The following is a 26,831-nucleotide window of genomic DNA, read 5'->3' on the forward strand; positions in this document are numbered from 1 at the left end:
GCCAACGTAAAGTCCCCGGCGTGCCTGCCGACCAGCCCACCATCCTGGCCACCTCCGGCGGCGTCGGCGCCGCCGACCGGATCAGCTGGGGCGTCGGTCCGCTGACCGACCTCGCCGTCGACCTGTCCGGCGTCGAGGGCCGCGCGCCGAAGGTGTGCTTCCTCGGCACGGCCTGCGGCGACTCGCCGGCGTTGGTGCGTGACTTCTACGCCGCCGCCCAGGCGCGCGGGTTCCACGGCAGCCACCTGCAGCTGTTCACGATGCCCAACGTCGAGGACATCACCGCCCACCTGCTCGAGCAGGACGTGGTGTGGGTCTGGGGCGGCTCGGTCGCCGGGCTGCTGGCGATGTGGCGGCTGCACGGCGTCGACGAGGCGATGCGCGCCGCGTGGGAGGCCGGCGTGGTGCTCACCGGCGTCTCCGCCGGCTCCATCTGCTGGCACGCCGGCGGCACCACCGACTCCTTCGGCCCGACGCTGCGCCCGATCACCGACGGGCTGGGCCTGCTGCCGTTCTCCAACGGCGTCCACTACGACTCCGAGGAGCAGCGCCGCCCGCTGTTCCAGTCCCTCGTCGCCGACGGCACCCTGCCCACCGGCTACGCCACCGACGACGGGGCGGGCGTGCTGTACCAGGGCACCGAGATGGTCGGCGCCTACACCGAGCGCGCCGGCGCCGGGGCCTACCTCGTCGAGCGGGACGGGGACCGGGCCGTCGAGACCGAGCTGGACGTCGTCCGCCTTTGAGAATGCGTAGCCGGACGGACCGTACGCGGCTTCCGCGGATCCGTTGAGGCTGTCCGCTGGTCCCACCGCGCGCTTCGGTCCGTCCGTCTACGTGCCTGTGGAGAGACAGCCGTGCCCGAGGCTGGAGCGGTGCATGGTGTGCGGGTGCACGAGCCGACCGTCGAAGAGGCTCTCGCCCGGCTCGGTGGGGTCGCGAGGCGGGAGAAGCTCATCGCTGCGTGCGGTCGCGCTGCTGTCGATGCCGCGCTGACCGCTGGTCGGCTCGTCGTCCTGGCTCGCGGGACCTACGCCGGGCCCGCACTCGACGCCTCGCGAGCCGCAGCCGCGGCGGTCAGCGGCGTGCTCTCGCATCGCACCGCCGCCCAGGCCTGGGGCTGGGGTGTCCTCTCAGACCCCGAGCGGCCGGACGTCACGCTCCCCAAGGACCGCCGGCTCAGTGCCGAACGGCGCGCATCGATCACGATGCACCGCACCGACCTCGGCCCCGACGACGTCGACGGGGACCGCACCAGCCCCGACCGCACGCTGGCCGACTGCCTGCGGACGCTGCCGTTCGCCGAGGCGCTCGCGGTCGCCGACTCGGCGCTCCGCGAGGGCTATCCGCCGGCGCGCCTGCAGGCGTTGACGCGCGACCTGCGCGGGCCCGGGGCGGCCCGAGCGCGTCGGACGGCGGCGCTCGCCGACGGCCGGGCCGCCAACCCGTTCGAGTCGGCGCTGCGGGCGATCTGCCTGGAGGTGGTCGGCCTCGACGTCGAGCCGCAGGTGACCATTCGGGACCCGCACCTCCTCGGCCGCCCCGACCTGACCGACGTGCGGCTCAAGGTGGTGCTGGAGGCCGACTCCTTCGAGTGGCACGGCGACCGTGCGGCGCTGCACCGCGACGCCAACCGCTACAACGCCCTGGTCGCCGCCGGGTGGCTGGTGCTGCGGTTCTCCTGGGAGGAGGTCATGTTCCACCCCGAGCGGGTCAGGGCCGTCCTGGAGGCGGTCGTAGCCGCACGGACCGAGCAGCTGTGCGCGGGATGCCGCGCCGCCTGATCCGCTGCGGCGACGGACCGTTCGGTCCGTCCGGCTACGTCGGCGGGGCTCAGTGCCCGGGCTCGTAGGGCTTCTCGTCCGAGCGCGGATCCTTCGACGGGTAGCCGGCCTTGGGGGCGACGCCCTCGGGGTTGGTCTCCTCGCCGCCGGCGGACTGCTCGGGCGGGGCGTCGCCGGGAGCCTCGCCGGGGCCGGTGTAGCGGAGTGTCGGGGGTCGTCGGGCTCCCGGCCGGTGGCGGGGTCGATGCGTCGCTCGCTGCTCATGCCGGGGACTCCTCGGGGTGGTTGCCGTCGCCGGCGTCCTCCTCGCTGCGCGTGGCCTTGGTGCTGGTGTCCTCGCCCTCACGGGTCTCGCTCGGGCTCGCCTCGGTGGCGGGGTTGTCCTCAGCGGAGAGGTCGGGCACCAGCGGTGCCTCGACCCGGTCCAGCACCGCGTCGGTGCCGCCCGGGTGGAGCTGGGGCGACTCGGCCTCCGGCTCGGGCATCGGGCCGAGGTCCTCCTCGGTCTCCGTGTTCTCCTGCTCGGTCATGGGTCCCTCCTGCGTCGTCCGGCCGCGGGCCGCGACCGGTCCCTCGGGTGGGTCAGTCGAAGCCGTGCGTCGAGTACGCCCCCAGGCTGCCCGTCCGCAGGCCATCCAGCACCACCCGCTCGTGGGGGACGACGGGACCGGGCAGCGAGTCGAGGTCGTCGAGGCGCACCCAGCGGATGCCGCCGGACTTCTCCGGCTCGGTCACCCGCGGCTCGCCGCTCCAGGTGCGGGAGGTGAAGAAGAAGTCGATGCGCTCGTCGATCGGCTCGCCGCCGGCGGTGCGCTGCATCGAGGTCACGTGCTCCAGCTCGAGCCCCCCGATGCCGAGCTCCTCGCGGGCCTCCCGCCTCGCCGCGTCGTACGCCGTCTCGCCGCGTTCCACGTGACCGGCTGCGCCAGAGGCCCAGTGGCCGTCCATGAAGTCGACCCCCTGCCGCAGCTGGAGGAGCACCTCGGTCCCGGGTCCCTCACCTCGTAGCAGCAGCACGTAGGCCGCCGGCACGACGACGAACCTGTCCTCGATGCCGGTCACTGGGAGGGCTGGTCCTCGGTGGTCTCGGCGTTGCGCTCCTGCTCCTCCTCCACGGGGGAGTCGGGGGCGGGCGAGCCGTCGGGGAGGTCGGAGTCGTGCTCGCCGGGCGGGGTGCCCTGCGTGGGCAGCGGCTCGCCGTCGCGCTCCTCGGGGATCGGCGCGGTCACTTGTCGTCCGCGATGTCGTCGTTGCGGCCGTCGAGCCTGTCGAGGCCGTCCTTGGCCTTGGCCACGCCCTGCTCGATCTTGTCGGTGTGCTTGCCGCCGGTGCGCTTGTCGGCCTCGGCGGCGACCTTGTCGAGACCGTCGCCGATCTTGTCGCCGTGCTTGTCGACCGCGTCGGTCAGCTGCTTCTTCGCCTTGTCCAGGAAGCCCATGGCCACCTCCGGTGCTCGGGATCGGAACCTGTTGCCACACTAGCCACATGAGCCCTCTCCCTCCGGTGGTCGCGGTGGTCGGGGCCACCGCCGCGGGCAAGACCGGGCTCTCCCTCGACCTGGCAGAGGCGCTGGGTGGCGAGGTCGTCAACACCGACGCGATGCAGCTCTACCGGGGCATGGACGTCGGCACCGCCAAGCTGCCCCCCGACGAGCGGCGGGGCATCCCGCACCACCTCCTGGACACCCTCGAGGTGACCGAGCCGGCGACGGTGGCGGAGTTCCAGGGACAGGCGCGTGCGGTGATCGCCGAGCTGCGCGGCCGCGGCGCCACGCCGGTGCTGGTGGGCGGGTCGGCGCTCTACACGCGGGCGGTGCTCGACGAGTTCGAGTTCCCCGGCACCGATCCCGAGGTGAGGGCGCGGCTGGAGGCCGAGCTGGCCGAGGTGGGGTCGGCGGCGCTGCACGCCCGGCTGGCCGAGGTGGACCCCGAGTCGGCAGCGCGCATCCTGGTCGAGAACGGTCGCCGCGTCGTGCGCGCCCTCGAGGTCCTCGAGCTCACCGGCCGCCCGTTCAGTGCCACGCTGCCGCGCCTGGAGTACGTCGACCCGCGCACCGTCCAGGTGGGCGTCGACATCGACCGGCCCACCCTGGACGCCCGCATCGCGCAACGCGTCGAGGAGATGTTCGCGGCCGGCTTCGTCGCGGAGGTGGCGCGGCTGCTGGAGCGGGGGCTCGCGCAGGGGCGTACCGCGGGCCGTGCCATCGGCTACCCCGAGGTCGCCGCCCACCTGGCCGGGGAGCTGTCGTTGGACGAGGCGCGCGAGCGGACCGTCGTCGCGACCCGGCGCTTCGCGCGGCGCCAGGACGCGTGGTTCCGCAAGGACCCGCGCATCCGCTGGGTGCGCTTCGACGATCCCGACCGCGTCGCTCGCGCACTGTCGGAGGTCTCCGCTGTGATGGGGGCATGACGCGCGCGCACTTCTACACCGCCACCACGCTCGACGGGTTCATCGCCGACGAGCACGACTCGCTGGAGTGGCTCCTCAGCCAGGAGCACGAGGAGGGCGGGCCGCTGGACTACGCCACGTTCATCGAGGGCATCGGTGCGCTGGCGATGGGTGCGACGACCTACGAGTGGGTGCGGGCACACCTGGAGTCCGGCGGTGGCGGCGAGCCCTCGGGCGGCGACCCCGGCGCGTGGCCCTACTCCCAGCCCACCTGGGTGTTCACCCACCGCGACCTGCCCGCGATCGAGGGTGCCGACGTGCGCTTCGTGCAGGGTGACGTGGAGCCGGTGTGGCAGGAGATGGTCGCCGCGGCGGACGGCAAGGACGTCTGGGTGGTCGGCGGGGGAGGCCTTGCTGCCGACTTCGCCGAGGCCGGGCACCTCGACCGGCTGATGCTCTCGATCGCGCCCGTGACCCTGGGGGCGGGTCGGCCGTTGTTCCCGCGACCGTTCGACCTGAGGCTGGTCGAGCTGGCCCCACACGGTGTGTTCGTCTGCGCGACCTACGACGTGGTGGGCCCGCGCGGAGCCTAGGGTCGGCCGTACGCCGCCCGCCCGAAAGGCTCCCCATGCGCATCCCGCGTCGCGCCCCCCTGGTCCTCGTCCCGGCTCTCGCCTCGCTCTGCCTGGCGCCGCTGGCGGTCGCCGACCCGGCCGTTGCGTCCGAGAGCGCGCCGTCCGAGACTGCGCCGTCGAAGACCGCCGCCCGGGCCGTGACGTCGGTGGACCCCGAGGCGACCCGGATCGGGCTGAAGGTCCTCGAGCAGGGCGGCAACGCCGTCGACGCGGCGGTCGCGACGGCGGCAGCGCTGGGCGTGACCGAGCCGTTCAGCGCGGGCGTCGGCGGGGGCGGCTACCTCGTGCGCCTCGACGGCAGGACCGGCAAGGTGCTGACCGTCGACGGACGCGAGACCGCGCCGCTGACGTCGCCCGAGCGCACGATGTTCCTCGACCCGGCGACCGGCGACCCCTACCCGTTCGAGGAGCTCGTCACCAGCGGGCTGTCCGTCGGCACCCCCGGCACCGTCGCCACCTGGGAGGAGGCCCTGGACCGCTGGGGCAGCCGGTCGCTGCGCTCGCTGCTCCGCCCGGCGGCCGAGCTGGCCCGCGACGGCTTCGAGGTCGACCAGACCTTCGCCGACCAGGTCGAGGCCAACGCCGAGCGGTTCGCGCAGGTCCGCTCCACCGCCGCGCTCTTCCTGCCCGACGGCGAGGTCCCCGCGGTCGGCTCGACCTTCCGCAACCCGGGCCTGGGCAAGACCTACGACAAGCTGGGTCGGCAGGGCGGCAAGCTCTTCTACCGCGGCAGCGTCGCCCGCAACATCGTGCGGACCGTCAAGGCGCCGCCGGTCCTCGAGGGCGACCTCCCGGTGCCGCCGGGCCACCTGCGCGGGAAGGACCTCAAGACCTACGACGTGCGCGTGCGCAAGCCGATCACCCTCGACTACCGCGGCTTCAAGGTCCACGGCATGGGCTCCTCCTCCAGCGGCGGCAGCACCGTCGGCCAGGCGCTGGCGATCCTCGAGCGGCTGCCCCTGTCGAGCTGGACCGACGACCGCGTCCAGCACGCGGTCCTCGAGGCCGGGGCGCTGGCGTTCGCCGACCGCAACGCCCACGTCGGCGACCGCGACTTCGTGAAGGTGCCCGACGAGGCGCTGCTCGACAAGGAGTACGCCGACGAGCGGCTCTGCGCGGTGTCGATGGCCCAGGCCACGCCCAAGCCGCTCGAGCCCGGCGACGTCAGCCTCTACGACGGCCGGTGCGAGCCGGCCGGCGAGGGCGAGCGCGCCGCGGTCGAGGCCGAGGACCACGAGAACACCGAGACCACGCACCTGGTCGTCGCCGACCGCTGGGGCACGGTCGTGTCCTACACGCTGACCATCGAGCAGACCGGCGGGTCGGGCATCGTGGTGCCCGGTCGTGGCTTCCTGCTCAACAACGAGCTCACCGACTTCAGCCTCACCTGGAAGCGTCGCGACCCCAACCGCGTCGAGCCGGGCAAGCGCCCGCGCAGCTCGATGGCGCCCACGATCGTGACGGAGAAGGACAAGCCGCTGGTGGCCCTCGGCTCCCCGGGCGGCTCGACCATCATCACCACGGTGCTGGGGCTGCTCGTCGACTTCATCGACCGCGGCGAGACGCTCGAGGACGCGATCGCGGCCCCGCGCGCCACGCAGCGCAACACCGTCTGGGTCGAGGCCGAGCCGGCGTGGCTGGAGACGTGGAGCGGCGACCTCGAGCCCTTCGGTCACCTGCTGCGCGAGACCACCCTGCCCGGCGGGGAGATCGGTGCCGCCACCGGCATCGAGTTCCGACGCTCCGGAGGCGACCCGGCCGGTCGCCCACGGGGCGGCGCTGGTGCCGGGCGCGGCCGCCCAGCGGCGTACCGTGGGACGGTGAGCAGCGCCCTTCCCGCCCCCGACCGGGTCACCGCCGACTGGCGGACCCTGGACTCCGTCGACGCGCTCGTGGCGCTCCTCGGCGAGCCCACCGCGCGTGCTCGCGACAAGGGTCGCGACCGCCTCCTCGACGTGGACCGCGAGTGGCTGGCGGCGGCGCCGTTCTGCGTGCTGTCGACCTCGGACGCGACCGGCCGGTGCGACTCCTCGCCCAAGGGCGACCCGGCCGGGATGCTGGTGCACGTCCTGGACGAGCGGACCGTCGCGATCGCCGAGCGACCGGGCAACCGGCGGGCCGACGGCTACCGCAACATCCTGCAGAACCCGCACGTCGGGCTGCTCTTCATGATCCCCGGCCGCGGCGACACCCTGCGCGTCAACGGTCGTGCGCGGCTGGTGACCGACGCGCCGTTCTTCGACGAGATGGCCGTGCGCGGCGCCCGGCCGGTGCTGGCCGTGGTCGTCGACGTGGAGGAGGTCTTCTTCCACTGCGCGAAGGCGTTCCTGCGCTCGGGGCTCTGGCAGCCCGAGACCTGGGAGCCGGAGGCGCGGGTGCCCCGGCGAGCGGTGATCGCCTCGCAGGTCGAGGGCGCCGGCCCCGTCGAGGAGCTCGACGCCTACTACGGCCCGTCCTACGCGGAGGGCCTCTACTGATGTACCCCTTCCTCAAGGGGCACGGCACCGAGAACGACTTCGTGCTGCTGCCCGACCACGACGGCACCGTCCACGGCGGGCTCTCGCCCGAGGCGTGGTCGGCGCGGGTGCGCGCGCTGTGCGACCGGCGAGCCGGCATCGGGGGCGACGGGGTGCTGCGGGTGGTGCGCGGCGAGGACGGCCACTGGTTCATGGACTACTGGAACGCCGACGGGTCGGTCTCGGAGATGTGCGGCAACGGCATCCGGGTCTTCGCGCGGCACCTGGTCGCCGAGGGCCTCGTGCCCGGCGACGAGCCGATCCCGGTGCAGACGCGCGACGGCGTGAAGACGATCGTCGTGGACGGCGAGGACATCACCGTCGACATGGGCGAGCCGCAGGTGCTCGGCCAGACGTCGGTGTCGATCGGCCGCGCCACCTGGGCGGCCACCCATGTCGACATGGGCAACCCGCACGCGGTGGCGTTCGTGGAGTCGCTCGACCCTGCCGGGCCCGTGGGGACGCTGCTGACCGCACCGGAGCACGACCCCGCGGTCTACCCGCACGGGGTCAACGTCGAGCTGGTCGTGGCGGTGGCCCCCGGTCACGTCGCCATGCGCGTCCACGAGCGCGGCTCCGGCGAGACCCGCTCCTGCGGCACCGGTGCCTGCGCGGTCGCGGTCGCCGCCGCGTTGCGCGACGGAGCGGGTCGCGAGGGGACCGGGCCCGGGTCGGCGTACACCGTCGACCTGCCCGGCGGCACCCTTCGCATCGAGTGGACCGAGGCCGGGCGCATCCTGATGACCGGGCCGGGCGTGATCGTGGCGCGTGGGGAGACCGATCTGTAGGGGAAGGTCTGACTGACGTCAGTCCGACCTTGCATGGTGCGGTCGAACCTTCGACCGCGATCGCGAAGGTCTGACCGTCATCAGTCGAACCTTCCACCCCCCGACCCCCAGGGACCGTGACAGTGGAACTGTCTCGATCGCCAACCCGCGGGTGACGCAGGTCTCGGCACCCGCTAGGTTCCGAGCCATGGACATCACCGGATCCACCGCCATCGTCACCGGCGGCGCCTCGGGCATCGGCGCGGCCGCGGCCCGCCAGCTGGCCGCCAAGGGTGCCACCGTCGTCATCGCCGACCTCCAGGCCGACAAGGGCGAGGCCCTGGCCGAGGAGATCAAGGGCGTCTTCGCGCAGGTCGACGTGACCAACACCGACCAGATCAAGGCCGCGGTCGACGCCGCCACCGCGATCGCCCCGCTGCGCGCGGTCGTGAACTCCGCCGGCATCGGCTGGGCCCAGCGCACCATCGGCCGCGACGGCGAGTTCGACTCCGCCCACGACCTCGAGGCCTACCGCAAGGTGATCGCGATCAACCTGATCGGCACCTTCGACGTGACCCGCCTCGCCGCGACCGCCATGAGCCGCAACGAGCCCGACGCCGACGGCTGCCGTGGCGCCATCGCCAACCTGACGAGCGTGGCCGCGTTCGACGGCCAGATCGGCCAGGCGGCGTACTCCTCCTCCAAGGGCGGCGTCGTCGGCATGACCCTGCCGGTCGCGCGCGACCTGTCCTCGGCCGGCATCCGCCTCAACACCATCGCCCCGGGCCTGATCGACACCCCGATCTACGGCGAGGGCGAGCAGGCGGAGGCGTTCAAGGCCAAGCTCGGCGAGAGCGTGCTGTTCCCCAAGCGCCTCGGCGAGCCCGAGGAGCTCGCGAGCATGGTCGTGGAGACCATCATCAACTCCTACATGAACGCCGAGGTCATCCGCGTCGACGGCGGCATCCGGATGCCTCCCAAGTGAGCTCCTGAGCACCCGAGTCGTGCCCCTGAGCGCGCGCCATGGCGCCCGCTCAGGGGCACGACCCATGTGCGGGGCCCGTCACAGGTCGATGACCAGGTCCGTCCGCTCGGCGGCCGCCTCGACCAGCGCCGCGTTCGGGTCGTCCACGGCCCGCACCCAGGCCTCGGCCTCGTCCGGGCTCTTGCCGAACGCCACGTGCCGGTCCACCAGGCGCGATCGGCGCAGCGCCGGATCGACGCGCAGGTGCCACACCGCGTCCAGCTGGGCCCGCACCGCCTGCCACCGCGGCTCGTCGAGCAGCAGGTAGTTGCCCTCGGTCACGACGACCGGCGCCGATCCCGGCACCGGCAGCGCGCCGGCGATCGGCTGCTCCAGGTCGCGCTCGAAGCTCGGAGCCATCACCAGCGGCTCGCGGCCGCGCACGCGGGCCAGCAGGGCGGCGTACCCCTCGGCGTCGAAGGTCTCCGGCGCCCCCTTGCGATCCAGCAGCCCGCGCCGCGCGAGCTCGACGTCGGCGATGTGGAAGCCGTCCATCGGCACCACGACCGCGCCCCACGCCGACGCCAGCCGCGCCGCGAGCGTCGACTTCCCGACGCCCGGAGCGCCGGTCAGCCCGAGCAGCCGCCCGTCGAAGCCGGCACGCAGCGCGTCGAGATCCATCTGCTCAGGCTGCCAGAGCAGGCGGGACTAAACCCGTTCGCCGCGGCGTTGGAACAGACCTACTCTGGAGGTATATGAGCAACGCACGTGACACCGCCCCGGACCTCTCCGACGGCTTCTCGCTCGCCGACGAGCTGGAGGAGACCGACGCCTGGGAGGACGATCCCGCCGACGAGGACGCTGCCGGGGCCGACGGGTTCGAGTCGGGGTACGCCGACGAGCCCGACCCCGAGGAGCCGACGGTCGGCGCGATGGAGCTCGCCGAGCGCCACCAGCTGCGCCGCGTCGCCGGACTGCGCACCGAGCTCGAGGACATCACCGAGGTCGAGTACCGCCAGCTCCGGCTCGAGCGGGTCGTCCTCGTGGGCGTCTGGACCGAGGGCACCACGCAGGACGCCGAGAACTCGATGGCCGAGCTCGCGCTGCTCGCCGAGACCGCCGGCTCGGAGGTGCTCGAGGCGATCTACCAGCGCCGGCAGAGCCCCGACCCGGCGACGTACGTCGGCCGCGGCAAGGTCGAGGCGATCGGCGAGATCGTCCGGGCGACCGGCGCCGACACCGTCATCTGCGACGGCGAGCTCGCGCCCAGCCAGCTGAGGAACCTCGAGGACCGGCTCAAGGTCAAGGTCGTCGACCGGACCGCGCTGATCCTCGACATCTTCGCCCAGCACGCGAAGTCCAAGGAGGGCCAGGCCCAGGTCGAGCTGGCGCAGCTGCAGTACATGAAGCAGCGCCTGCGCGGCTGGGGTGGCAACCTCTCCCGCCAGGCCGGTGGCCGTGCCGCCGGCGGTGACGGCATCGGTGGTCGTGGCCCCGGTGAGACCAAGATCGAGACCGACCGCCGCCGCATCAACGACCGCATCGCCAAGCTCCGGCGCGAGCTCAAGGGCATGAAGGTCACCCGCGACGCCAAGCGCAGCCAGCGGCAGGCCAACCAGGTCCCGAGCGTGGCCATCGCCGGCTACACCAACGCCGGCAAGTCCAGCCTGCTCAACCGGCTGACCACCGCCGGGGTGCTCGTCGAGGACGCGCTGTTCGCGACCCTCGACCCGACCACCCGGCGCACCACCACCGCCGACGGCCGCGTCTACACGATGAGCGACACCGTCGGCTTCGTGCGGCACCTGCCCCACCAGCTGGTCGAGGCGTTCCGCTCGACGCTGGAGGAGGTCGCCGACGCCGACCTGCTGCTGCACGTGGTCGACGGCTCGCACCCCGACCCCGAGGGCCAGATCGCGGCGGTCCGCGAGGTGCTCGCCGACATCGACGCCACCGACGTGCGCGAGCTGATCGTCATCAACAAGGCCGACGCCGCCGACCCGATGGTCATCGCGCGCCTCCAGGCCCGCGAGCCGCACACCGTCGTGGTGTCGGCGAAGACCGGTCAGGGCATCGCCGAGGCGCTGGCCCGGGTCGAGGCCGAGCTGCCGCGCCCGGCGATCGAGTTCGAGGTGCTGCTGCCCTACAGCCGCGGCGACCTCGTCGACAAGATCCACCGCGCCGGCGAGATCGAGTCGATCGAGCACACCGCGGACGGCTCGCTGGTCCGTGGTCGCGCGGGCGAGTCGCTGGCCGGGGAGCTGGCGCAGTACGCCGTCGCGCCCCAGTCCTGAGCGCCAGTCCTGAGCACCAGTCCCGGCCATCAGCCACGATCCGGTCACGGTTCGGCGCTGATCGCCGTCTTCGGCTGCGCCGGGGCGGCCCCGGGCCGCACCATGGGGCCATGGCCTTCCGGGGGGCGCGGCGTGAGCCGGCGGAGCAGAGCGGGCGACCGCACCGTCGTCTTTCGGTCGTGGCGCTCGCCGCGGTGCTCGTGGCCCTGTCGGTGGTCGTCGTGACCGGCCGCGCGACCGGCTCCGGGCCGACCCGGTGCGAGACGTTCGCCGCCGACTCGGCGGCCCGCGCGGGCGCGGTGTCCGGGGCGGGGGAGGACCTGCTGGTCATCGGCGACTCCTGGACCGCCGGTCTCGGTCTCGACGAGCCGACCCGGTCCTGGACCGTCCGGCTGCCCGGGCGCGTGCACACCGCCGGCTTCTCCGGCTCCGGGTTCAGCGCCGGCGCCTCGGGCTGCGGCCCGCAGGTGTCGTTCGCGGCGCGGGCGAGGGCGGCGCTGCGTCCGCTGCCCGCGGGTACGCCGGTGGTCGTGGCGGGCGGCCTCAACGACTGGGACATGTCCGCGGCGGAGATCACCGCAGGGTTCGAGCGGCTCCTCGGCCAGCTCGACGGCCACCCGCTGACCGTCGTCGGGCCCGCGGCCGCGCCGGCGCGGTCGGCGTACGTCCCGCGGGTCGAGGGCGTGCTCGAGCGGCTCTGCGCGGAGCACGGTGTGCGGTTCGTGGCGGTGAGCGACCTGTCGCTGGACTACCTCCCGGACCTGCTGCACCTCACCCCGGCCGGTCACGCCGCGTTCGGTGACGCGGTGGCCGTGAGGTTGTCCACAGACGCCTGACGGCGAGGCGGGGAACGTCCCCGGCCGCGACTAGGGTGCTCGGCGTGAGTGAGCCGAGGACCAGCGTCAGCGCCGTGCTGGAGACGGCCGTGACCGCCCTCGGCGGTGCCACCCGTGAGGGCCAGGTGCAGATGGCCGAGGAGGTCGGTCGGGCGCTGGCCGACGACCAGCACCTGCTCGTCCAGGCCGGCACCGGCACCGGCAAGTCGTTGGCCTACCTCGTGCCCTCCCTGCTGCACGACAAGCGGGTGGTCGTGGCGACCGCGACGCTCGCGCTGCAGCACCAGCTCGTCGAGCGTGACGTGCCGCGGCTGATGGAGGCGATGAAGGGCCAGGACGGTGTCGACACCTCCTACGCCGTGCTCAAGGGTCGCTCCAACTACGCCTGCCTCCACCGCGTGCGCGAGGGCGTGCCCGACGACCAGGGGGCGCTCGTCCAGCTGCCCGAGGGGTCGATGGGGCAGAAGGTCCTCGAGCTGCGCGCGTGGGCCGAGGAGGACGCCGAGAACGGCGGGTCCGGCGAGCGCGACAACGCCCCTCGCCACACCGAGCGGGAGTGGCGCCAGGTCTCCGTCGGCCATCGTGACTGCCTGGGCGCGCAGCGCTGCCCGTTCGGCCAGGAGTGCTTCGCCGAGCTCGCGCGGGAGAAGGCGCACCGCTCGCACCTGATCATCACCAACCACTCGCTGCTGGCCATCGACGCCATCGAGGGCGTCCCGATGATCCCGGAGTACGACGCCGTCGTGATCGACGAGGCGCACGAGCTCGTCGCCCGGGTGACCCAGGCGGCCACCGACGAGCTCACGGCCCCCGACGTGGAGCGGGCGGCGCGACGCGCGCGCAAGCACGTCTCCGCGGAGGGCGCGAGCAACCCCGCCGACGACCTCGCTGACGCGGGTGAGGCGCTGCGCGACGCGATCACGACCGCCTCGCCGGGGCGGTTCGAGGTGCTGCCCGAGCAGCTCGGCGACGCCCTGCAGCTGGTGCGCGACGCGGCCCGTGCGTGCGTCTCGGCGTTCCCGAAGGAGAAGCCGGGGGAGGGCGACGGAGACCCCGGGCGCCAGCAGGCCAAGGGCTCGGTGCAGGACGTCTTCGCCGTCGCCGAGCGGATGGCCGCCGACCTGGAGTCCGACGTGCTGTGGCTCTCCGAGGGCGGGGAGCGCTCCGCGCCGCGGCTGTGCGTGGCGCCGCTGCAGGTGTGGGGCCAGATGCGCGACAAGCTGCTCACCGACAAGACCGTCGTGATGACCTCGGCGACGCTGATGCTCGGCGGTGACTTCTCCTCGGTCGCCACCTCCGTGGGGCTCAAGCCCTCGGAGCGGGTCGTCGACGGAGGGTCGGTCCCTGAGGGCGACGGGGTCCTGCCGTGGCGCGGGGTCGACGTGGGCTCGCCCTTCGACTATGGCCGCCAGGGCATCCTCTACGTCGCCCGGCACCTCCCGCCGCCGGGCCGCGACGGCCTCGTGAAGGCCCAGCTCGACGAGATCGCCGAGCTCGTCGACGCCGCCGACGGCCGCACGCTGGGGCTGTTCTCCTCGCGCCGGGCCGCGGAAGCGGCGGCCGAGGCGGTCCGCGAACGGCTGCCGCACCTGACGACCCTGGCCCAGGGCGACGCCCAGCTGCCCGAGCTGGCGAAGCAGTTCGTCGAGGACCACCACACCGTCCTGTTCGGCACCCTCTCGCTGTGGCAGGGCCTCGACGTCCCCGGCGACACCTGCCAGCTGGTGCTCATCGACCGCATCCCCTTCCCGCGCCCCGACGACCCACTGATGAGTGCGCGGCAGAAGGCCGCCGACAAGGCCGGCGGCAACGGCTTCATGCAGGTCGCGGCCGCCCACGCCGCGCTGCTGATGGCCCAGGGCGCCGGCCGCCTGATCCGCACCACCACCGACCGCGGCGTCGTCGCCGTGCTCGACCCGCGGCTCGCGACGGCCCGCTACGGCTCCTTCCTCAAGGCGAGCCTGCCGCCCATGTGGACGACCACCGACCCCGCCGTCGTACGCCAGGCCCTCACGCGGCTCGCCGCCTCCGCCGGCTGAGCCGCGGGGTGCCAGCGGGCCCGGGATCACGACGTTCTGCAGGAGAAACGGCTATCTGGCCTGCAGAACGTCATGATCGAGCGGCGGTGCGTGGTCAACCGTCCGCGCCCGTCGGTCCGTTGATGCCTCACCGCTCCCGGTGCGGCCGTGGTGGGGCGGTGCGTGGGCAACCGACCCCCGAGACCGGTCGGTTGGTGGCTCACCGCTCCTGTGGTCGACCTCAGATCCGGGGCTTGCCGTCGTACCTCTTCTTCGGCGTGCGCATCCCGAAGAACTTCGCCACGGTGGGCGCCACGTCGACGGTGCGGGCGTGGGCGGAGGAGACCTTGCCGGCCTTGACCGCGGGGTGCCCGCCGCCGATGAAGAACGGGATCGACCGGGTCGCGGGGTGGCCGTGGTTGCCGGGGATCGGGTTGTTCGTGACCGGGTTGGGGTCGGAGAAGCGCCAGCCGGCCTGGCAGAACACCACGACGTCGCCGGACTCCGGGCCCAGCCGCAGCCACGGCGTACGCCGGTCCCAGGCCTTCAGCACGCCCGATGTCGCCTCGGCGATCTGCTGGATGCGCTTGACCGCCTTGTCGAGCTTGCCCTTTGGGCCGGTCCAGTAGACGAGGTCGGCGCCGCCGTTGTCGGCGATGACGACGTTGCCTGCCAGCAGCGGGTCCTCGTCCATCGCGCCCTGCAGCGTGATCACGTTGGTGGGGATCGACCAGTCCATCGAGTGGTCGGCGAGGACGATGACCATCGAGTGCTCCCACGCACCGCTGGACTTCAGCCCGTCGATGAACTGCCCGACGAGCAGGTCGGTGTCGAGCAGCGCCGCCTGCCGCAGCAGCCGCAGGTTGGTGCCGGTGAAGTCGGTGTGGCCGACCCGGTCGATGTCGCCGAGGTTGACGAAGACCAGGTGCGGGTCGAGCTCCTCGACCATCGAGGTGAGCGCGTTGTAGGTCAGCAGGTCCGGTGCGTGACCGGAGACAGGGATGTAGAGCTCGGGCTCCCAGCGGTGGGTGGCCCGCTCGCCGAAGACGCCGACGAGGTACTCCTTGCTCAGCACCGTGCCGGTGGTGAAGCCACGCCTGTTGAGCCGCTCGATGATCGTCTTGACCCGGATGTCGCTGGGCTGGTCCATGTCGCGGATCTCGCCGAGCTCGCGGTCGTAGAAGGAGTTGGCCGGCACGCCCGAGCGGTCGGGCCGCACGCCGGTCATCATCATCACGTGGTTGGGGATCGTCTCCATGACCGGCATGGAGGTCGCCCGCGGCCACCACATCCCGCCCTCGCGCAGCGCGTGCAGGTTGGGCGTGAGGGTCGGCTCGATCTCGTCGGGGCGGCAGCCGTCGGTGACCAGCACGTAGCAGCGCTTCTTGGTCCTCGGGCTCGCGGCGTCGGCCGGGGCAGCCGCGCCGAGAGCGCTGGAGAACGCCAGGCCGGACGCGGCGGCGGTGAGGACGGTCCGACGGCTGGCGCGGATCTCCTCGAGCCGCCGGGCGGCGCGCTCGGGGGAGCCGGTGAGGGGGGCGTCCTGGCACATCACGCCTCCAAGGGGGCGTCGACGGCGGTGACCCGGCCGGTCCCGGCGATCGTCTCGTACGACGTCGACCACTCGATCGAGGTGTTCGCGTCGTCCCGGGCGCCGATGACGTACCAGTCCATCTGCGCCCGCTCGGGGGTGATGTCGAGGACGGAGTACCCGTGGTTGTCGAAGTCGAGGTACTTGATGTGCCGGTTGTTGGCCAGGATCGCCGTCTCCACCAGCGGCGTCAGCTGCGGGGCGCCGGTGATGTCCTTGAGGTTGTTGGACGTGACCGAGGAGCACACGAACTCCACGCCGTAGGAGTCCCCGTAGAGCGGCTGCGTGGAGGTGTCCATCGGCAGCTCGCAGGCCCAGCCGGAGTGGATGTCGCCGGTGACGAACAGGACGTCCTTGACCTGGTGGTCGCGGATGTGGCCGAGCACCTCGCGCCGATCGGCGGTGTAGCCGTCCCACTGGTCGACGTTGTAGGGCGCCCCGTCGGCGGGGAGGATGCCGGTCACGTCGTTGATCGGGTCGATGAGGTCGTTGGGCAGGTCGCCGAAGGTGACCGGCGCGATCATCACCGGGTTGCCGATCACCTTCCACTGCGGGGCGTGGTCGCCGCGCGTCAGCGACTCCTTGAGCCACGCCATCTGCTTCTTGCCGGTGATCGAGCGGGACGGGTCGCTGACGGTGGCGTCGACGCCGGGCAGGGCGGCCTGCTCGTCGCGGTAGGTGCGCAGGTCGAGCATGGAGACCTCGGCGAGCTGGCCGAAGCGCATCCGGCGGTAGAAACGGGTGCCGTCGCCCAGCGCGGCGGTGCCGTCCATGCGGACCGGCATCCACTCGTCGTACGCGCGGTGGGCGCGGGCGCGCCGCTTCTTGTAGTCGCCCTCGGACTCGTCGTGGTTCTCCGCGCCGGCCTTCCACTGGTCGTTGGTGACCTCGTGGTCGTCCCAGGTGAGGATCCAGGAGTAGCGCGCGTGCAGGGCCTGCAGGTCGGGGTCGAGCTTGTAGCTGGCGTGCCGGCGGCGGTAGTCCTCCAGGCTCACCATCTCGTGCGGCGGGTCGTGCGGGCGGACCACGACGTTGTCCTGGCCCATGCCGTAGCCGCTGGTGGGGTACTCGTAGAGGTAGTCGCCCAGGTGCAGGATCGCGTGCAGGTCCTGGCGCGCTGCGAGGGCGCGGTAGGGCGTGAAGAACCCGGCCTCGAGGTTGGAGCAGGACACGACACCGAAGCGCAGGTTGTCCAGTGCGGCCCGCTTGCGGGGTGCGGTGCGCAGTCGCCCGACGGGGCTCTTCTGGCCCAGGGCGATGAACCGGTAGTGGTACTCCTTGCCTGGCTTGAGGCCCTTGGCGTCGAGCTTGACGGTGTGGTCGCGACCCGCGCTGGTGCGGAACCTGCCCTTGCGGACGATCTTGTTGAACCTCGCGTCCTTCGCGACCTGCCAGGTCACCGTGACCGGCTTGCCCTTGCCCGAGCCGGGGGTCGCCGAGGGCGTGGGGGTGACGCGGGTCCAGATGACCACGCGCCGCGGCAGCGGGTCGCCGGAGGCGACACCGTGCTGGAAGACCTCGTGACCGGCCTTCCCGCGATCGGCGGCGCCGGTCTGCCCGGACTCCTCGGCGTCGGCCGCGCGTACGCCGGTGCCGAGCACGCCGACGGCGGCGGCTCCCGCGGCGCCGGTCGCGAGGACGGTGCGGCGGGGGAGCGAGGACGAGGCGGGGGGAGCCGTGGTGGGGGTGGTCGGCGTGGTCTTCGTCGAGGTCACGCCCCATCCAACGACACAGCCCGGTGTTTCGTGACGGTTTCGACGGTGTGAGCACCGTCCGTTCACCCGGGGGTCGCGAGATGGTCGAGGTGCGAGGCGCGCCAGCGACGAGCGGGCGTCGAGACCCACCCGCCGCCGGCGTACCCCTCAGACCTTGCGCAGGACCGCGGTGACGATGCCGAGGATCGTGGCGTGGGTGCCGTCGATGGGCTCGAACGCCTCGTTGTGCGGCATCAGCCAGACCTGCCCGTTCTTGCGGGAGAAGGTCTTGACCGTCGCCTCGCCGTCGATCATGGCGGCGACCATCTGACCGTTCTCGGCGGTGTTGGCCTGGCGGATCACGACGTAGTCGCCGTCGCAGATCGCGGCGTCGATCATCGACTCACCGCGCACCTCGAGGAGGAAGAGCTGGCCGTCACCGACGAGCTGCTTGGGCAGCGGGAAGACGTCCTCGACCTGCTCCTCGGCGAGGATCGGCGCGCCGGCGGCGATCCGGCCGAGCATCGGCACGTAGGACGCGGCGGGCAGGGTGTCGCCGACGCCGGTCTCGTCGAAAGAGCTCTCGCCGGCCGAGGAGATCGCACGGCGGGCGGCCATCGACTCGGGCAGGAAGACCTCCAGGGCGCGCGGGCGGCTGCCGTCGCGCTTGATGAAGCCCTTCTCCTCGAGCACCTTGAGCTGGTGGGCCACCGAAGAGGTGCTGGTCAGGCCGACGGCCTGTCCGATCTCGCGCATGCTGGGCGGGTAGCCGCGGTGAGCCACCGAGTCGCGGATCGTCTCGAGCACCTTGGTCTGGCGCGGGGTGAGGCCGCTGGCGTCGGGCGGGCCGTCGGGGAGCGCGCTCACGCCGGGGGCGGCGTCGTCGTGGCTGGTCGCCATGGGGGTCCTCCTCGTCACGGCCACCGGGGGAGCGGGTCCCGGCGGCACGGCCTGCGTCGTGGTGTGCCCACGCTATGACTGATCCATCCCGTGATCAAACATGTGTTCGAATCGGCGTGTCGAGCACACTCGGGCCATGACGCCTCCTACCGTCCCCACCGCCCCGACCGGACGCAGCGCGGTGGTGACCGGCGCGGCACGCGGCATCGGTCGTGGCATCGCCGAGCGCCTCGTCTCACAGGGGTACGCCGTCGTCGTCACCGACGTCGACGCGGCCGCCGTCCAGGCGACCGCGGCCGAGATCGGGGCGGTCGCCGGGCTGGCCCACGACGTGCGCGACCCGGCGGCACACCGCCATGTCGCAGAGGTAGCGGCCGGGCACGGTCGGCTGGCGGCGTGGTTCAACAACGCGGGGGTCGGTGACGACGGCCGCCTCTCCGAGCTCTCCGAGGACCAGGTGCGACGCCTGGTCGAGGTCAACCTCCTGGGTGTGCTGTGGGGGATGCGCGCCGCGCTGGAGGCCTTCGCCGGCCCCGGCGGCGACGGCTCCGGGGACATCGTCAACACCGCCTCGCTGTCCGGGCTCGGTCCGGTGCCGGGCTACAGCGTGTACGCCGCGACGAAGGCCGCCACCGTGTCGGCCACGATGTCCGTGGCGGCCGAGTCGCCGCGCCGGGTGCGGGTCCACGCGATCTGCCCCGACGGGGTGCAGACGGCGATGCTCGACGAGCAGGACCCCGAGGGGCTCGGAGCGGCCCTGGTCCACTCCGGTGGTCGCATCCTGACCGTCGAGGAGATCGCCGAGCTGGCCGTGGGACTGGTGGGCACCGGCCGGGTCGTCCGCACGGTGCCGGTCTGGCGTGGCGCCCTGATGCGCACGATCTCCCTGGCGCCAGGGGTCGCCGCCAAGGGCACCGCGCTCTTCGCGGCGCAGGGGCGTCGGGCGCTGCGGCGGGGCTGACCCGCGCTGCTCGTCGGAGGGGGTCGAACATTTGTTCGCTCGACCCCTTGATCTCGTTCGAACACCTGATCTAGTCTCGTACACGTGTTCGATCGAACTGGTGGTCGAGCCGTCGGCCCCAGGCCCTCCCGGTCCTCCCTGATCGGGACTGTCGGTGGTCGTCGGTAGACATCGGTTCGCAGACCCACTCCGACTTCCCCAGGAGATCCCGATGAGCACCATGGTCCTTCCCGCAGTCCACACCTCGACCCGCCTCGGCGCTGGGCCCTCGACGGCCGGACACGTCCGACTGACCCGCCGCGGTCGCCTGGCCGTCTTCGTGGTCGGCCTGCTGGTGGCCGTGGCGATCGCGGTCGCCTTCGCCGGCGGCTCTGTCGCGACCTCGGAGAAGGGCGAGCCCGTGCCCACCGACACGATCGTCGTCGGCACCGGTGTGACGCTGTGGGACATCGCCTCGGCGCGGGCCGAGGGCGGCGACGTGCGCGACATGATGTCGACGATCCAGCAGCTCAACCACCTCGACAGCGGCATGCTCGTCGCCGGTCAGCGCCTGCGGGTGCCGGCCGCCGGCTGAGCGACCGAGCGTTTCGGCAGCACAGGCAGCCACCAGACTTCGCCGGTCGATTCGACCCCGGCCGGCGAAACCACGGGGAAGACGAGGGGCGGGCCCACGGCGGGCCCGCCCCTCGGTGGTGTCTGGGGTTGCAAGGTCTGACCGATGTCAGTCAGACCTTCGGGTTCGCGCTCGAACCTTCGACCGCGATCCTCACGGTGGGACTGACGTCAGTCAGACCCTTCCGGCGCCCGTCGTCTGCAGGGGCGACGACATGCTCAGCGGGCGGCCCGCTTGCCCCCCTTGGGTCGTGGCGGCGCCGGGTCCTCGCCCGGGGCGGCCGCGGGCGCCACGAGCCCCAGGATGCGCAGCAGGCGAGCCGCGAGCATCAGTCCGGCGAAGAGGCAGGCCATCGCGCCGAGGGAGGCGAGCGCCAGGAACCACCAGGCGGCGGCCCTGCCCTCGCGGGCGGTGGTGCCGAAGTCGATGGCGGCCCACACGAGGTATCCCCAGGCGACGACCAGCGCGGTGACGCCGACGGCGTGGACGAGAAGTCGCCGGGTCCGGTGTGGCTGGTCCGGGCGCGGGCCGCTGTGCGATCCGTGCTTCCCCGTGCTCCCGGCCACCGCGCCATTGTTCCCGATGGCCCCAGGAGTCACGCGGCCGAACCGCCGGGGCGGCCGGGTTCACGGCCGGGTTCTCGGGGGGTTCGCGACGGGCGCGCGAGGGGGACGAACGGCCCGCTGGACGGGCTGGAGGACCCTGTCGGGGGGATGGTGCGCGTGGCTAGCCTGGCGCCGTGTCCGACGCCGAGGCCCCGATGGCCCACCTCGAGGTCGAGGTCGAGCGTGCCGTCGTCGTCCACGACGTGGTGCGCGCAGTGGTGGCAGACCTGGTGGCCCTCCCGGACGTCGCGCGGGTGGCGGTGGCGCTGACCGAGGGTGGCGGGCGGCGGCTGCGCTTCTGCTCGGTCCGCCGCGGCGAGGGGCCGCCGACCGAGCTGGACTGGTGCCACATCGACGCCTACGACGATGTGCCGCTCAACGATGTGGTCCGCACAGGCCGCCCGATCCTGGCCGCGCTCACCACGCTGGAGGAGCGCTGGCCCTGGCTGGCCGAGCAGGAGACAGCGGCGGGCAACGTCGCGGCCGCGGTCGTCCCGTTGCTGGGCGCGAGCGCCCGGCTCGGAGGGCTGTTCCTGCTCTACGACCGGCCGCAGGAGTTCGGACCCGAGCAGCGTGAGCAGCTCGAGGGCCTGGCCCGGCGTACCTCGGCGGCGCTGCACGAGGTGAGCGCCCGCCGCTCCGGTCACGCCGACGACGCGCTCGAGGAGGTGCTGGACGGCGGGTCGGCGGTGGAGCACGCCGGACGCACCGCCAGCCTGCGCCTGCTGCCCGAGCCCACCGCGCCGCGCGAGGCCCGGGCGTTCCTGGCGGCGGAGCTGCGCCACTGGGGCGTCGACGACGACATCGTCGAGACCGCCCAGCTGTGCCTGTCCGAGGTCGTCACCAACGCCGTCCACCATGCCCGGACCGTCGCGGACCTGCGCATCTCGGTCGAGGAGGCCGTCCTGACCGTGGTCGTGCGCGACTTCGGGGCGGGCGCCGACGTGGTGGCCCCGCTGGATGGCGAGGACCCGTTGGTGGTCTACGGCCGGGGCCTGATGCTGGTGGAGGCGATGACCGACCGGTGGGGCTCCGAGCACGACGCCGGCGGCACGACGGTGTGGTTCTCCATCGACCTCGCGGAGGACTCCGCGCCCTGACGACCCGCAGGCCCGACTCCGTCGAGTCGCGAGGCCCGCTGCCGCCGGCCGTGCTTCACTGTGGCGCCAGTCACACGTGCGGAGGTCTTGATGAACGACTCGGTGCTGATCAGCGTGGGTCTCCCGATCGCCTTGGCGATCATCATGTTCGGGCTCGGCCTCTCCCTGGAGGTCGGTGACTTCCGACGGGTGGCGCGCACCCCGCGCGCGGTGGTGGTCGCCCTGGGGCTGCAGGTGCTGGTCCTGCCCGTCATCGCCTTCGGCCTGGTGGTCGCCTTCGACCTCGACCCGTTGCTGGCGGTGGGCGTGATGCTGCTCGCGGCCTCACCGGGCGGCACGACCGCCAACCTGTTCAGCCACCTCTTCCGCGGCGACGTCGCGCTCAACATCACGCTGACGGCGATCAACTCCGTCCTGGCGGCCGTGACGATCCCCCTGGTCACCAACCTGGCCATCGGCTACTTCGACACCGACGGCGACCTGGGGCTGCAGTGGTCGAAGGTCGTGCAGGTCATCGCCATCGTGCTGGTCCCCGTGGCTGTCGGGATGCTGGTGCGCCGCTGGTCGCGGGAGTTCGCCGCGCGTGCCGACAAGCCGGTGCGGGTCTTCTCGATCGTGGTGCTCGTGGCCGTCGCCGTGGGTGCGTTGCTGGGGGAGCGGGAGAACCTCGGGGACTACCTGCGGCAGGTGGGCCTGGTCACCGGCCTGCTGTGCGTGCTCAGCCTCAGCCTCGGGTACGCCGGCGCGCGGCTGGCTCGCCTCGAGCAGCCGCAGGCCGTGGCCAGCTCGATGGAGGTCGGCATCCACAACACCACCGTGGCGCTGACCATCGCCCTCTCGGTGCTCGACAGCACCGAGGTGGCGATCCCCGCCGCGGTCTACTCGATCCTCATGTACGTCCTCGCGACGGCGTTCGGGTTCCTCATCACCCGCGGGGTCCGCGGAGCCGACCGGGTGGGTGTCTGACCCTCGCCCCTGGCCGGTCTGCGGCCCTCCCGTGAAGGTCGCGACACGCCCGTCCTGGCGGTGACTCGATGCGCCGACAGGGCGCTGACCTGCGGCTTTGCGACGGGTGTGATCCAGATGACGTCAATCTCGTCGGTCCACTTGCGTGCCTAGTGATCGAGGCGTACGGTTCCCACTACATCTAGTACTTACACGGATGTAGTTATCCACATCTAGTTCACAGAGCCGGGGTGGAAGACTCACATCTCCCTCGTGGTTCTCCACAGGGAGAGCCCCGATCTCCACATCGACTGCACACCCCTGAGCCAGGGGTGTCGCTGCCGCGCCCGCGACCCGTTTCGACCATCCGATCACGTGAAGGAGCCTCGCTGTGCACTGCCCGTACTGCCGAGCCACCGACACCCGGGTGCTCGACTCGCGGGTCGCCGAGGACGGCGGGTCGATCCGCCGCCGGCGTACCTGCTCCACGTGCGAGCGACGGTTCACCACCGTCGAGCTGATGCAGCTGACCGTGGTCAAGCGCTCGGGCGCCACCGAGCCGTTCGTCCGCGAGAAGGCTGTCTCCGGTGTCCGCAAGGCCTGCAAGGGCCGACCGGTCTCCGAGGACCAGCTCGCCTGCCTGGGCCAGGAGGTCGAGGACGCGCTGCGCAACGCCGGCGCCGCCGAGATCCCCGCCCACGAGGTCGGGCTGGCCATCCTGGGCCCGCTGCGCCGCCTCGACGAGGTCGCCTACCTCCGCTTCGCCTCCGTCTACCGGGCCTTCAGCTCCGCGGCGGACTTCGAGGCCGAGATCGCGATGCTGCGCGAGACCGGCGACGTGGCCTCGGCGGTCGAGGAGGTCGCCCCGCGACCGTCTCGAGACCCCGAGCCCGCCCCTCAGCCCACGGGCTGACACAGACCGCCCGGCAGGTAGTGGGGAAGCTGCCTGCCGGGCGCACCAATCCCTCTCCCCACCACCCGCGCACCAGCGCAGCACGACTGTCGGTGGCCGGACCGAGACTGGCCACCGACGACCCACCACCCCACCCCTCAGACCGGGAACAGAGGAGCACCACCATGACCGAGACGGTGAGCGGCGCAGGATCGCAGGCGAAGGCCGGAGCAGGCCTCGTCATCGAGCGCGTCTTCAGCACCGAGGGTACCCACCCCTACGACGAGCTGACCTGGGAGCGCCGCGACGTCGTCCAGACCAACTGGAAGACCGGCGAGACCGTCTTCGAGCAGAAGGGCGTGGAGTTCCCCTCCACCTGGTCGGTCAACGCCTCGACCATCGTCACGACCAAGTACTTCCGCGGCGCGGTGGGCAGCGAGGCGCGGGAGTGGAGCCTCAAGCAGCTCATCGACCGCGTGGTGAAGACCTACACCAAGGCCGGCATCGACCACGGCTACTTCGCCACCGACGCCGACGCCGAGCTCTTCGAGCACGAGCTGACCTGGCTGCTGGTCAACCAGTACTTCTCCTTCAACTCCCCGGTCTGGTTCAACGTGGGCACCCCGAGCCCGCAGCAGGTCTCGGCCTGCTTCATCCTCTCCGTCGACGACTCGATGGACTCGATCCTGAACTGGTACAAGGAGGAGGGCTTCATCTTCAAGGGCGGCTCCGGTGCCGGCCTCAACCTTTCCCGCATCCGCTCCTCCAAGGAGCTCCTCTCCTCCGGCGGCACCGCCTCGGGCCCGGTCTCCTTCATGCGTGGTGCCGACGCCTCCGCGGGCACCATCAAGTCCGGTGGCGCCACGCGTCGCGCGGCGAAGATGGTCGTCCTCGACGTCGACCACCCCGACATCGAGGAGTTCGTGCAGACCAAGGCCCGCGAGGAGGACAAGATCCGCGTTCTGCGTGACGCCGGGTTCGACATGGACCTCGGCGGCAACGACATCACCTCGGTCCAGTACCAGAACGCCAACAACTCCGTGCGCGTCAGCGACGAGTTCATGCGCGCGGTCGAGGAGGGCACCGACTTCGGTCTGCGCGCCCGCAAGACCGGCGAGGTCATCGAGACCGTCGACGCCCGCGACCTGTGGCGCAAGATCGCCACCGCCGCGTGGGAGTGCGCCGACCCGGGCCTGCAGTACGACGACACGATCAACGACTGGCACACCAACCCCGAGACCGGGCGGATCACCGCGTCCAACCCGTGCTCGGAGTACATGTCGCTGGACAACTCCTCGTGCAACCTCGCCTCGCTGAACCTCCTGAAGTTCCTCAAGGACGACGACACCTTCGACGCCGAGCTGTTCGCGAAGGCGGTGGAGTTCATCATCACCGCGATGGACATCTCCATCTGCTTCGCCGACTTCCCGACCGAGTCGATCGGCCAGACCACCGTCGACTACCGCCAGCTCGGCATCGGCTACGCCAACCTCGGCGCCCTGCTGATGGCCATGGGCCTGGGCTACGACTCCGAGGGTGGCCGTGCGATGGCCGCGACCATCACCTCGCTGATGACCGGCACCTCCTACAAGCGCTCGGCCGAGCTCGCCGGCGTGGTCGGTCCCTACAACGGATACGCCCGCAACGCCGAGGCCCACAAGCGCGTCATGCGCAAGCACCAGGCCGCCAACGACTCGGTGCGCACCCTGCACGTCAACGACACCGCGACCCACAAGCTGGCGACGGCCGCGTGGGCCGACGTGATCGCGCTGGGTGAGACCAACGGCTTCCGCAACGCGCAGGCCTCGGTGCTCGCGCCCACCGGCACCATCGGCTTCATGATGGACTGCGACACCACCGGCATCGAGCCCGACTTCTCCCTGGTGAAGTTCAAGAAGCTCGTCGGCGGCGGCTCGATGCAGATCGTCAACCAGACCATCCCGCGGGCGCTGAAGAAGCTCGGCTACCAGCCCGAGCAGGTCGAGGCGATCGTCGACTACATCGCCGAGCACGGCCACGTCGTCGACGCCCCCGGTCTGAAGACCGAGCACTACGAGATCTTCGACACCGCGATGGGTGTGCGTGCCCTCAAGCCGATGGGTCACGTGCGGATGATGGCGGCTGCCCAGCCGTTCCTCTCCGGCGCCATCTCCAAGACCGTCAACCTCCCCGAGAGCGCGTCGATCGAGGACGTCGAGGACATCTACTTCCAGTCCTGGAAGCTGGGTCTGAAGGCCACGGCCATCTACCGCGACAACGCGAAGGTCGGCCAGCCGCTCTCGGACGCGAAGGCGAAGAAGAGCGACGCCGCTGCGGACGCCGAGGCCGAGGTCGTCGAGAAGATCGTGGAGAAGGTCGTCTACGCCCCGACCCGCAAGCGCCTGCCGAAGTCGCGCATCTCGCGCACCACCTCCTTCACCGTGGGTGGCGCCGAGGGCTACATGACCTCCGGTGCCCACGACGACGGCGAGCTGGGCGAGATCTTCCTCAAGCTCGGCAAGCAGGGCTCGACCCTGGCCGGCGTGATGGACGCGTTCTCGATCGCGGTCAGCATCGGCCTGCAGTACGGCGTGCCGCTGGAGACCTACGTCTCGAAGTTCACCAACCTGCGCTTCGAGCCGGCCGGTCTCACCGACGACGCTGACGTGCGGATGGCCCAGTCGCTGATGGACTACGTGTTCCGTCGCCTCGCGTTGGACTACCTGCCCTTCGAGTCCCGCCAGGCCCTGGGCATCTACTCGGCCGAGGAGCGCCAGCGCTACCTCGAGACCGGCTCCTACGAGCCCACCGAGGAGACCGGCTCGGCCGCCGAGCTGGTGGAGTCCGCCCCGATCGACAAGGGCGCCCCGGTGGACATCACCATCGAGGAGAAGGCCGCACCGGCGGTCGAGCAGGCCCCCGAGGCCGAGGTCAAGCAGGCCCATACCTCCGCCGAGCTCATGGAGAAGCTGACCGGCACCGCGGTCGACAGCCCGCTCTGCTTCACCTGCGGCACCAAGATGCGCCCGGCCGGCTCCTGCTACGTCTGTGAGGGTTGCGGCAGCACCTCCGGCTGCAGCTGATGTCAGTTCTCATCAGGATGCGACAGCATTCTCACTTCATTGAGACGGATTCTCACGAGAGTGCGACGGATTCTCATTAAGGTGCGACACCGCTAGCAGACTGCAAGCAGAGGGACCGGAGGCCACTAGGCCACCGGTCCCTCTGTCGCTTCTCCAGTGTCCGCTTCTGGCTCCCCTCTGTGTCAAGACACGGCTGGCAGGGGCGTTCTAGGCTGGGGCGTGACGGGCCCCGGAGTGGCCGATCCGAAGAGCCGGTGTTGAGGTTG

Annotated in this window: 25 protein-coding genes; 16 read left to right on the top strand and 9 right to left on the bottom strand. The window is 72.0% G+C overall.

The features are described from left to right. The first annotated feature begins 20 nt into the window (after window positions 1–20). Entirely contained in the window at window positions 21–746 is a 726-nt protein-coding gene (locus A6R01_RS01390) for a peptidase E (protein ID WP_292602772.1), read from the top strand. Between the two features lie 144 nt (window positions 747–890). Beyond that, window positions 891–1,784, top strand: coding sequence for a DUF559 domain-containing protein (locus A6R01_RS01395; protein ID WP_292602775.1), 894 nt, complete (start codon window positions 891–893; stop codon window positions 1,782–1,784). 260 nt (window positions 1,785–2,044) lie between these two features. On the opposite strand, the gene A6R01_RS01400 is transcribed toward A6R01_RS01395, so the two are convergent. The 4 genes from A6R01_RS01400 to A6R01_RS01415 are packed head-to-tail and all read right to left on the bottom strand — an operon-like array spanning window position 2,045 to window position 3,222. Further along, window positions 2,045–2,314, bottom strand: coding sequence for a hypothetical protein (locus A6R01_RS01400; protein ID WP_292602778.1), 270 nt, complete (start codon window positions 2,312–2,314; stop codon window positions 2,045–2,047). A gap of 52 nt (window positions 2,315–2,366) precedes the next feature. Then, window positions 2,367–2,846: an NUDIX domain-containing protein gene (locus A6R01_RS01405; protein ID WP_292602781.1), complete on the bottom strand. Its 480-nt coding sequence runs from the start codon at window positions 2,844–2,846 to the stop codon at window positions 2,367–2,369. Beyond that, window positions 2,843–3,013: a hypothetical protein gene (locus A6R01_RS01410; RefSeq protein ID WP_292602784.1), complete on the bottom strand. Its 171-nt coding sequence runs from the start codon at window positions 3,011–3,013 to the stop codon at window positions 2,843–2,845. Before A6R01_RS01410 ends, A6R01_RS01405 begins: the two co-directional genes overlap by 4 nt. Continuing rightward, complete coding sequence (locus tag A6R01_RS01415; RefSeq protein WP_292602786.1) at window positions 3,010–3,222, bottom strand: antitoxin; 213 nt, start codon at window positions 3,220–3,222, stop codon at window positions 3,010–3,012. The genes A6R01_RS01410 and A6R01_RS01415 overlap by 4 nt, the downstream gene beginning before the upstream one ends. Window positions 3,223–3,269: 47 nt before the next feature. Between A6R01_RS01415 and miaA the strand changes: the two genes are divergently transcribed. The 5 genes from miaA (at window position 3,270) to A6R01_RS01440 (ending at window position 9,075) form a co-directional block, all read left to right on the top strand. Beyond that, the gene (gene miaA / locus A6R01_RS01420; RefSeq protein ID WP_292602789.1) at window positions 3,270–4,193 is read left to right on the top strand and encodes a tRNA (adenosine(37)-N6)-dimethylallyltransferase MiaA; all 924 of its coding nucleotides are present in this window, start codon (window positions 3,270–3,272) and stop codon (window positions 4,191–4,193) included. Further along, window positions 4,190–4,765 carry a dihydrofolate reductase family protein gene (locus tag A6R01_RS01425; protein ID WP_292602792.1) on the top strand — a complete coding sequence of 192 codons (576 nt, stop codon included), beginning with the start codon at window positions 4,190–4,192 and terminating at the stop codon, window positions 4,763–4,765. The genes miaA and A6R01_RS01425 overlap by 4 nt, the downstream gene beginning before the upstream one ends. 35 nt (window positions 4,766–4,800) lie before the next feature. Beyond that, window positions 4,801–7,284, top strand: coding sequence for a gamma-glutamyltransferase (gene ggt, locus A6R01_RS01430; protein ID WP_292602795.1), 2,484 nt, complete (start codon window positions 4,801–4,803; stop codon window positions 7,282–7,284). Continuing rightward, a complete protein-coding gene (gene dapF / locus A6R01_RS01435) occupies window positions 7,284–8,111 on the top strand; it encodes a diaminopimelate epimerase (protein ID WP_292602798.1) in 828 nt (275 codons plus the stop codon). The genes ggt and dapF overlap by 1 nt, the downstream gene beginning before the upstream one ends. Window positions 8,112–8,298: 187 nt before the next feature. Beyond that, a complete protein-coding gene (locus A6R01_RS01440) occupies window positions 8,299–9,075 on the top strand; it encodes an SDR family NAD(P)-dependent oxidoreductase (RefSeq protein ID WP_292602801.1) in 777 nt (258 codons plus the stop codon). Between the two features lie 78 nt (window positions 9,076–9,153). On the opposite strand, the gene A6R01_RS01445 is transcribed toward A6R01_RS01440, so the two are convergent. Next, on the bottom strand, window positions 9,154–9,735 hold the full coding sequence (locus A6R01_RS01445; RefSeq protein WP_292602804.1) for a nucleoside/nucleotide kinase family protein: 582 nt from the start codon (window positions 9,733–9,735) through the stop codon (window positions 9,154–9,156). Window positions 9,736–9,986: 251 nt separating this feature from the next. On the opposite strand from A6R01_RS01445, the gene hflX reads away from it, so the two are divergent. From hflX to A6R01_RS01460, 3 genes are all read left to right on the top strand, one after another. Then, the gene (gene hflX, locus A6R01_RS01450; protein WP_292602841.1) at window positions 9,987–11,348 is read left to right on the top strand and encodes a GTPase HflX; all 1,362 of its coding nucleotides are present in this window, start codon (window positions 9,987–9,989) and stop codon (window positions 11,346–11,348) included. 110 nt (window positions 11,349–11,458) lie between these two features. Further along, on the top strand, window positions 11,459–12,184 hold the full coding sequence (locus A6R01_RS01455; RefSeq protein WP_292602807.1) for an SGNH/GDSL hydrolase family protein: 726 nt from the start codon (window positions 11,459–11,461) through the stop codon (window positions 12,182–12,184). 131 nt (window positions 12,185–12,315) lie between these two features. After that, window positions 12,316–14,223 carry an ATP-dependent DNA helicase gene (locus A6R01_RS01460; protein ID WP_292602844.1) on the top strand — a complete coding sequence of 636 codons (1,908 nt, stop codon included), beginning with the start codon at window positions 12,316–12,318 and terminating at the stop codon, window positions 14,221–14,223. A 220-nt stretch (window positions 14,224–14,443) separates the two neighbouring features. On the opposite strand, the gene A6R01_RS01465 is transcribed toward A6R01_RS01460, so the two are convergent. The 3 genes from A6R01_RS01465 to lexA form a co-directional block, all read right to left on the bottom strand. Beyond that, window positions 14,444–15,754 (bottom strand): alkaline phosphatase family protein, encoded by a 1,311-nt coding sequence (locus A6R01_RS01465; protein WP_292602810.1) that lies wholly within the window; start codon window positions 15,752–15,754, stop codon window positions 14,444–14,446. Next, the gene (locus tag A6R01_RS01470) at window positions 15,754–17,508 is read right to left on the bottom strand and encodes an alkaline phosphatase D family protein (protein WP_292602813.1); all 1,755 of its coding nucleotides are present in this window, start codon (window positions 17,506–17,508) and stop codon (window positions 15,754–15,756) included. The genes A6R01_RS01465 and A6R01_RS01470 overlap by 1 nt, the downstream gene beginning before the upstream one ends. Window positions 17,509–17,655: 147 nt before the next feature. Then, window positions 17,656–18,387 (bottom strand): transcriptional repressor LexA, encoded by a 732-nt coding sequence (gene lexA / locus A6R01_RS01475; RefSeq protein WP_292602816.1) that lies wholly within the window; start codon window positions 18,385–18,387, stop codon window positions 17,656–17,658. Between the two features lie 136 nt (window positions 18,388–18,523). Here lexA and A6R01_RS01480 point away from each other — a divergent pair, with 136 nt between their 5' ends. After that, window positions 18,524–19,348 carry an SDR family oxidoreductase gene (locus A6R01_RS01480; protein WP_292602819.1) on the top strand — a complete coding sequence of 275 codons (825 nt, stop codon included), beginning with the start codon at window positions 18,524–18,526 and terminating at the stop codon, window positions 19,346–19,348. Between the two features lie 211 nt (window positions 19,349–19,559). Next, on the top strand, window positions 19,560–19,922 hold the full coding sequence (locus A6R01_RS01485; protein ID WP_292602822.1) for a LysM peptidoglycan-binding domain-containing protein: 363 nt from the start codon (window positions 19,560–19,562) through the stop codon (window positions 19,920–19,922). Window positions 19,923–20,179: 257 nt separating this feature from the next. Here the strand turns inward: A6R01_RS01485 and A6R01_RS01490 are convergent, their stop codons facing one another. After that, window positions 20,180–20,527, bottom strand: a complete 348-nt coding sequence (locus tag A6R01_RS01490) for a hypothetical protein (RefSeq protein WP_292602825.1) — start codon at window positions 20,525–20,527, stop codon at window positions 20,180–20,182. A gap of 173 nt (window positions 20,528–20,700) precedes the next feature. On the opposite strand from A6R01_RS01490, the gene A6R01_RS01495 reads away from it, so the two are divergent. The 4 genes from A6R01_RS01495 to A6R01_RS01510 all read left to right on the top strand — a co-directional run bounded on the left by A6R01_RS01495 (window position 20,701) and on the right by A6R01_RS01510 (window position 26,565). Further along, the gene (locus tag A6R01_RS01495; protein WP_292602828.1) at window positions 20,701–21,666 is read left to right on the top strand and encodes an ATP-binding protein; all 966 of its coding nucleotides are present in this window, start codon (window positions 20,701–20,703) and stop codon (window positions 21,664–21,666) included. A 90-nt stretch (window positions 21,667–21,756) separates the two neighbouring features. Further along, window positions 21,757–22,632 carry a bile acid:sodium symporter family protein gene (locus A6R01_RS01500; RefSeq protein ID WP_292602831.1) on the top strand — a complete coding sequence of 292 codons (876 nt, stop codon included), beginning with the start codon at window positions 21,757–21,759 and terminating at the stop codon, window positions 22,630–22,632. Between the two features lie 370 nt (window positions 22,633–23,002). Then, the gene (gene nrdR, locus A6R01_RS01505; RefSeq protein ID WP_292602834.1) at window positions 23,003–23,524 is read left to right on the top strand and encodes a transcriptional regulator NrdR; all 522 of its coding nucleotides are present in this window, start codon (window positions 23,003–23,005) and stop codon (window positions 23,522–23,524) included. A 164-nt stretch (window positions 23,525–23,688) separates the two neighbouring features. Continuing rightward, window positions 23,689–26,565 (top strand): vitamin B12-dependent ribonucleotide reductase, encoded by a 2,877-nt coding sequence (locus tag A6R01_RS01510; RefSeq protein WP_292602837.1) that lies wholly within the window; start codon window positions 23,689–23,691, stop codon window positions 26,563–26,565. Window positions 26,566–26,831 lie beyond the last annotated feature (266 nt).

Source organism: Nocardioides sp. REDSEA-S30_B4, from assembly GCF_001627265.1.
In the GTDB taxonomy this organism is placed as follows: domain Bacteria; phylum Actinomycetota; class Actinomycetes; order Propionibacteriales; family Nocardioidaceae; genus Nocardioides.

Coding starts and splice junctions, on each gene's coding strand:
- A6R01_RS01445 (WP_292602804.1), bottom strand. CDS start 9,735: ATGGATCTCGACGCGCTGCGTGCCGGCTTCGACGGGCGGCTGCTCGGG.
- A6R01_RS01465 (WP_292602810.1), bottom strand. CDS start 15,754: ATGTGCCAGGACGCCCCCCTCACCGGCTCCCCCGAGCGCGCCGCCCGG.
- ggt (WP_292602795.1), top strand. CDS start 4,801: ATGCGCATCCCGCGTCGCGCCCCCCTGGTCCTCGTCCCGGCTCTCGCC.
- A6R01_RS01425 (WP_292602792.1), top strand. CDS start 4,190: ATGACGCGCGCGCACTTCTACACCGCCACCACGCTCGACGGGTTCATC.
- lexA (WP_292602816.1), bottom strand. CDS start 18,387: ATGGCGACCAGCCACGACGACGCCGCCCCCGGCGTGAGCGCGCTCCCC.
- A6R01_RS01455 (WP_292602807.1), top strand. CDS start 11,459: ATGGCCTTCCGGGGGGCGCGGCGTGAGCCGGCGGAGCAGAGCGGGCGA.
- A6R01_RS01480 (WP_292602819.1), top strand. CDS start 18,524: ATGACGCCTCCTACCGTCCCCACCGCCCCGACCGGACGCAGCGCGGTG.
- A6R01_RS01400 (WP_292602778.1), bottom strand. CDS start 2,314: ATGACCGAGCAGGAGAACACGGAGACCGAGGAGGACCTCGGCCCGATG.
- A6R01_RS01510 (WP_292602837.1), top strand. CDS start 23,689: ATGACCGAGACGGTGAGCGGCGCAGGATCGCAGGCGAAGGCCGGAGCA.
- A6R01_RS01500 (WP_292602831.1), top strand. CDS start 21,757: ATGAACGACTCGGTGCTGATCAGCGTGGGTCTCCCGATCGCCTTGGCG.
- A6R01_RS01460 (WP_292602844.1), top strand. CDS start 12,316: ATGGCCGAGGAGGTCGGTCGGGCGCTGGCCGACGACCAGCACCTGCTC.
- dapF (WP_292602798.1), top strand. CDS start 7,284: ATGTACCCCTTCCTCAAGGGGCACGGCACCGAGAACGACTTCGTGCTG.
- A6R01_RS01440 (WP_292602801.1), top strand. CDS start 8,299: ATGGACATCACCGGATCCACCGCCATCGTCACCGGCGGCGCCTCGGGC.
- A6R01_RS01485 (WP_292602822.1), top strand. CDS start 19,560: ATGAGCACCATGGTCCTTCCCGCAGTCCACACCTCGACCCGCCTCGGC.
- miaA (WP_292602789.1), top strand. CDS start 3,270: ATGAGCCCTCTCCCTCCGGTGGTCGCGGTGGTCGGGGCCACCGCCGCG.
- hflX (WP_292602841.1), top strand. CDS start 9,987: ATGGAGCTCGCCGAGCGCCACCAGCTGCGCCGCGTCGCCGGACTGCGC.
- A6R01_RS01415 (WP_292602786.1), bottom strand. CDS start 3,222: ATGGGCTTCCTGGACAAGGCGAAGAAGCAGCTGACCGACGCGGTCGAC.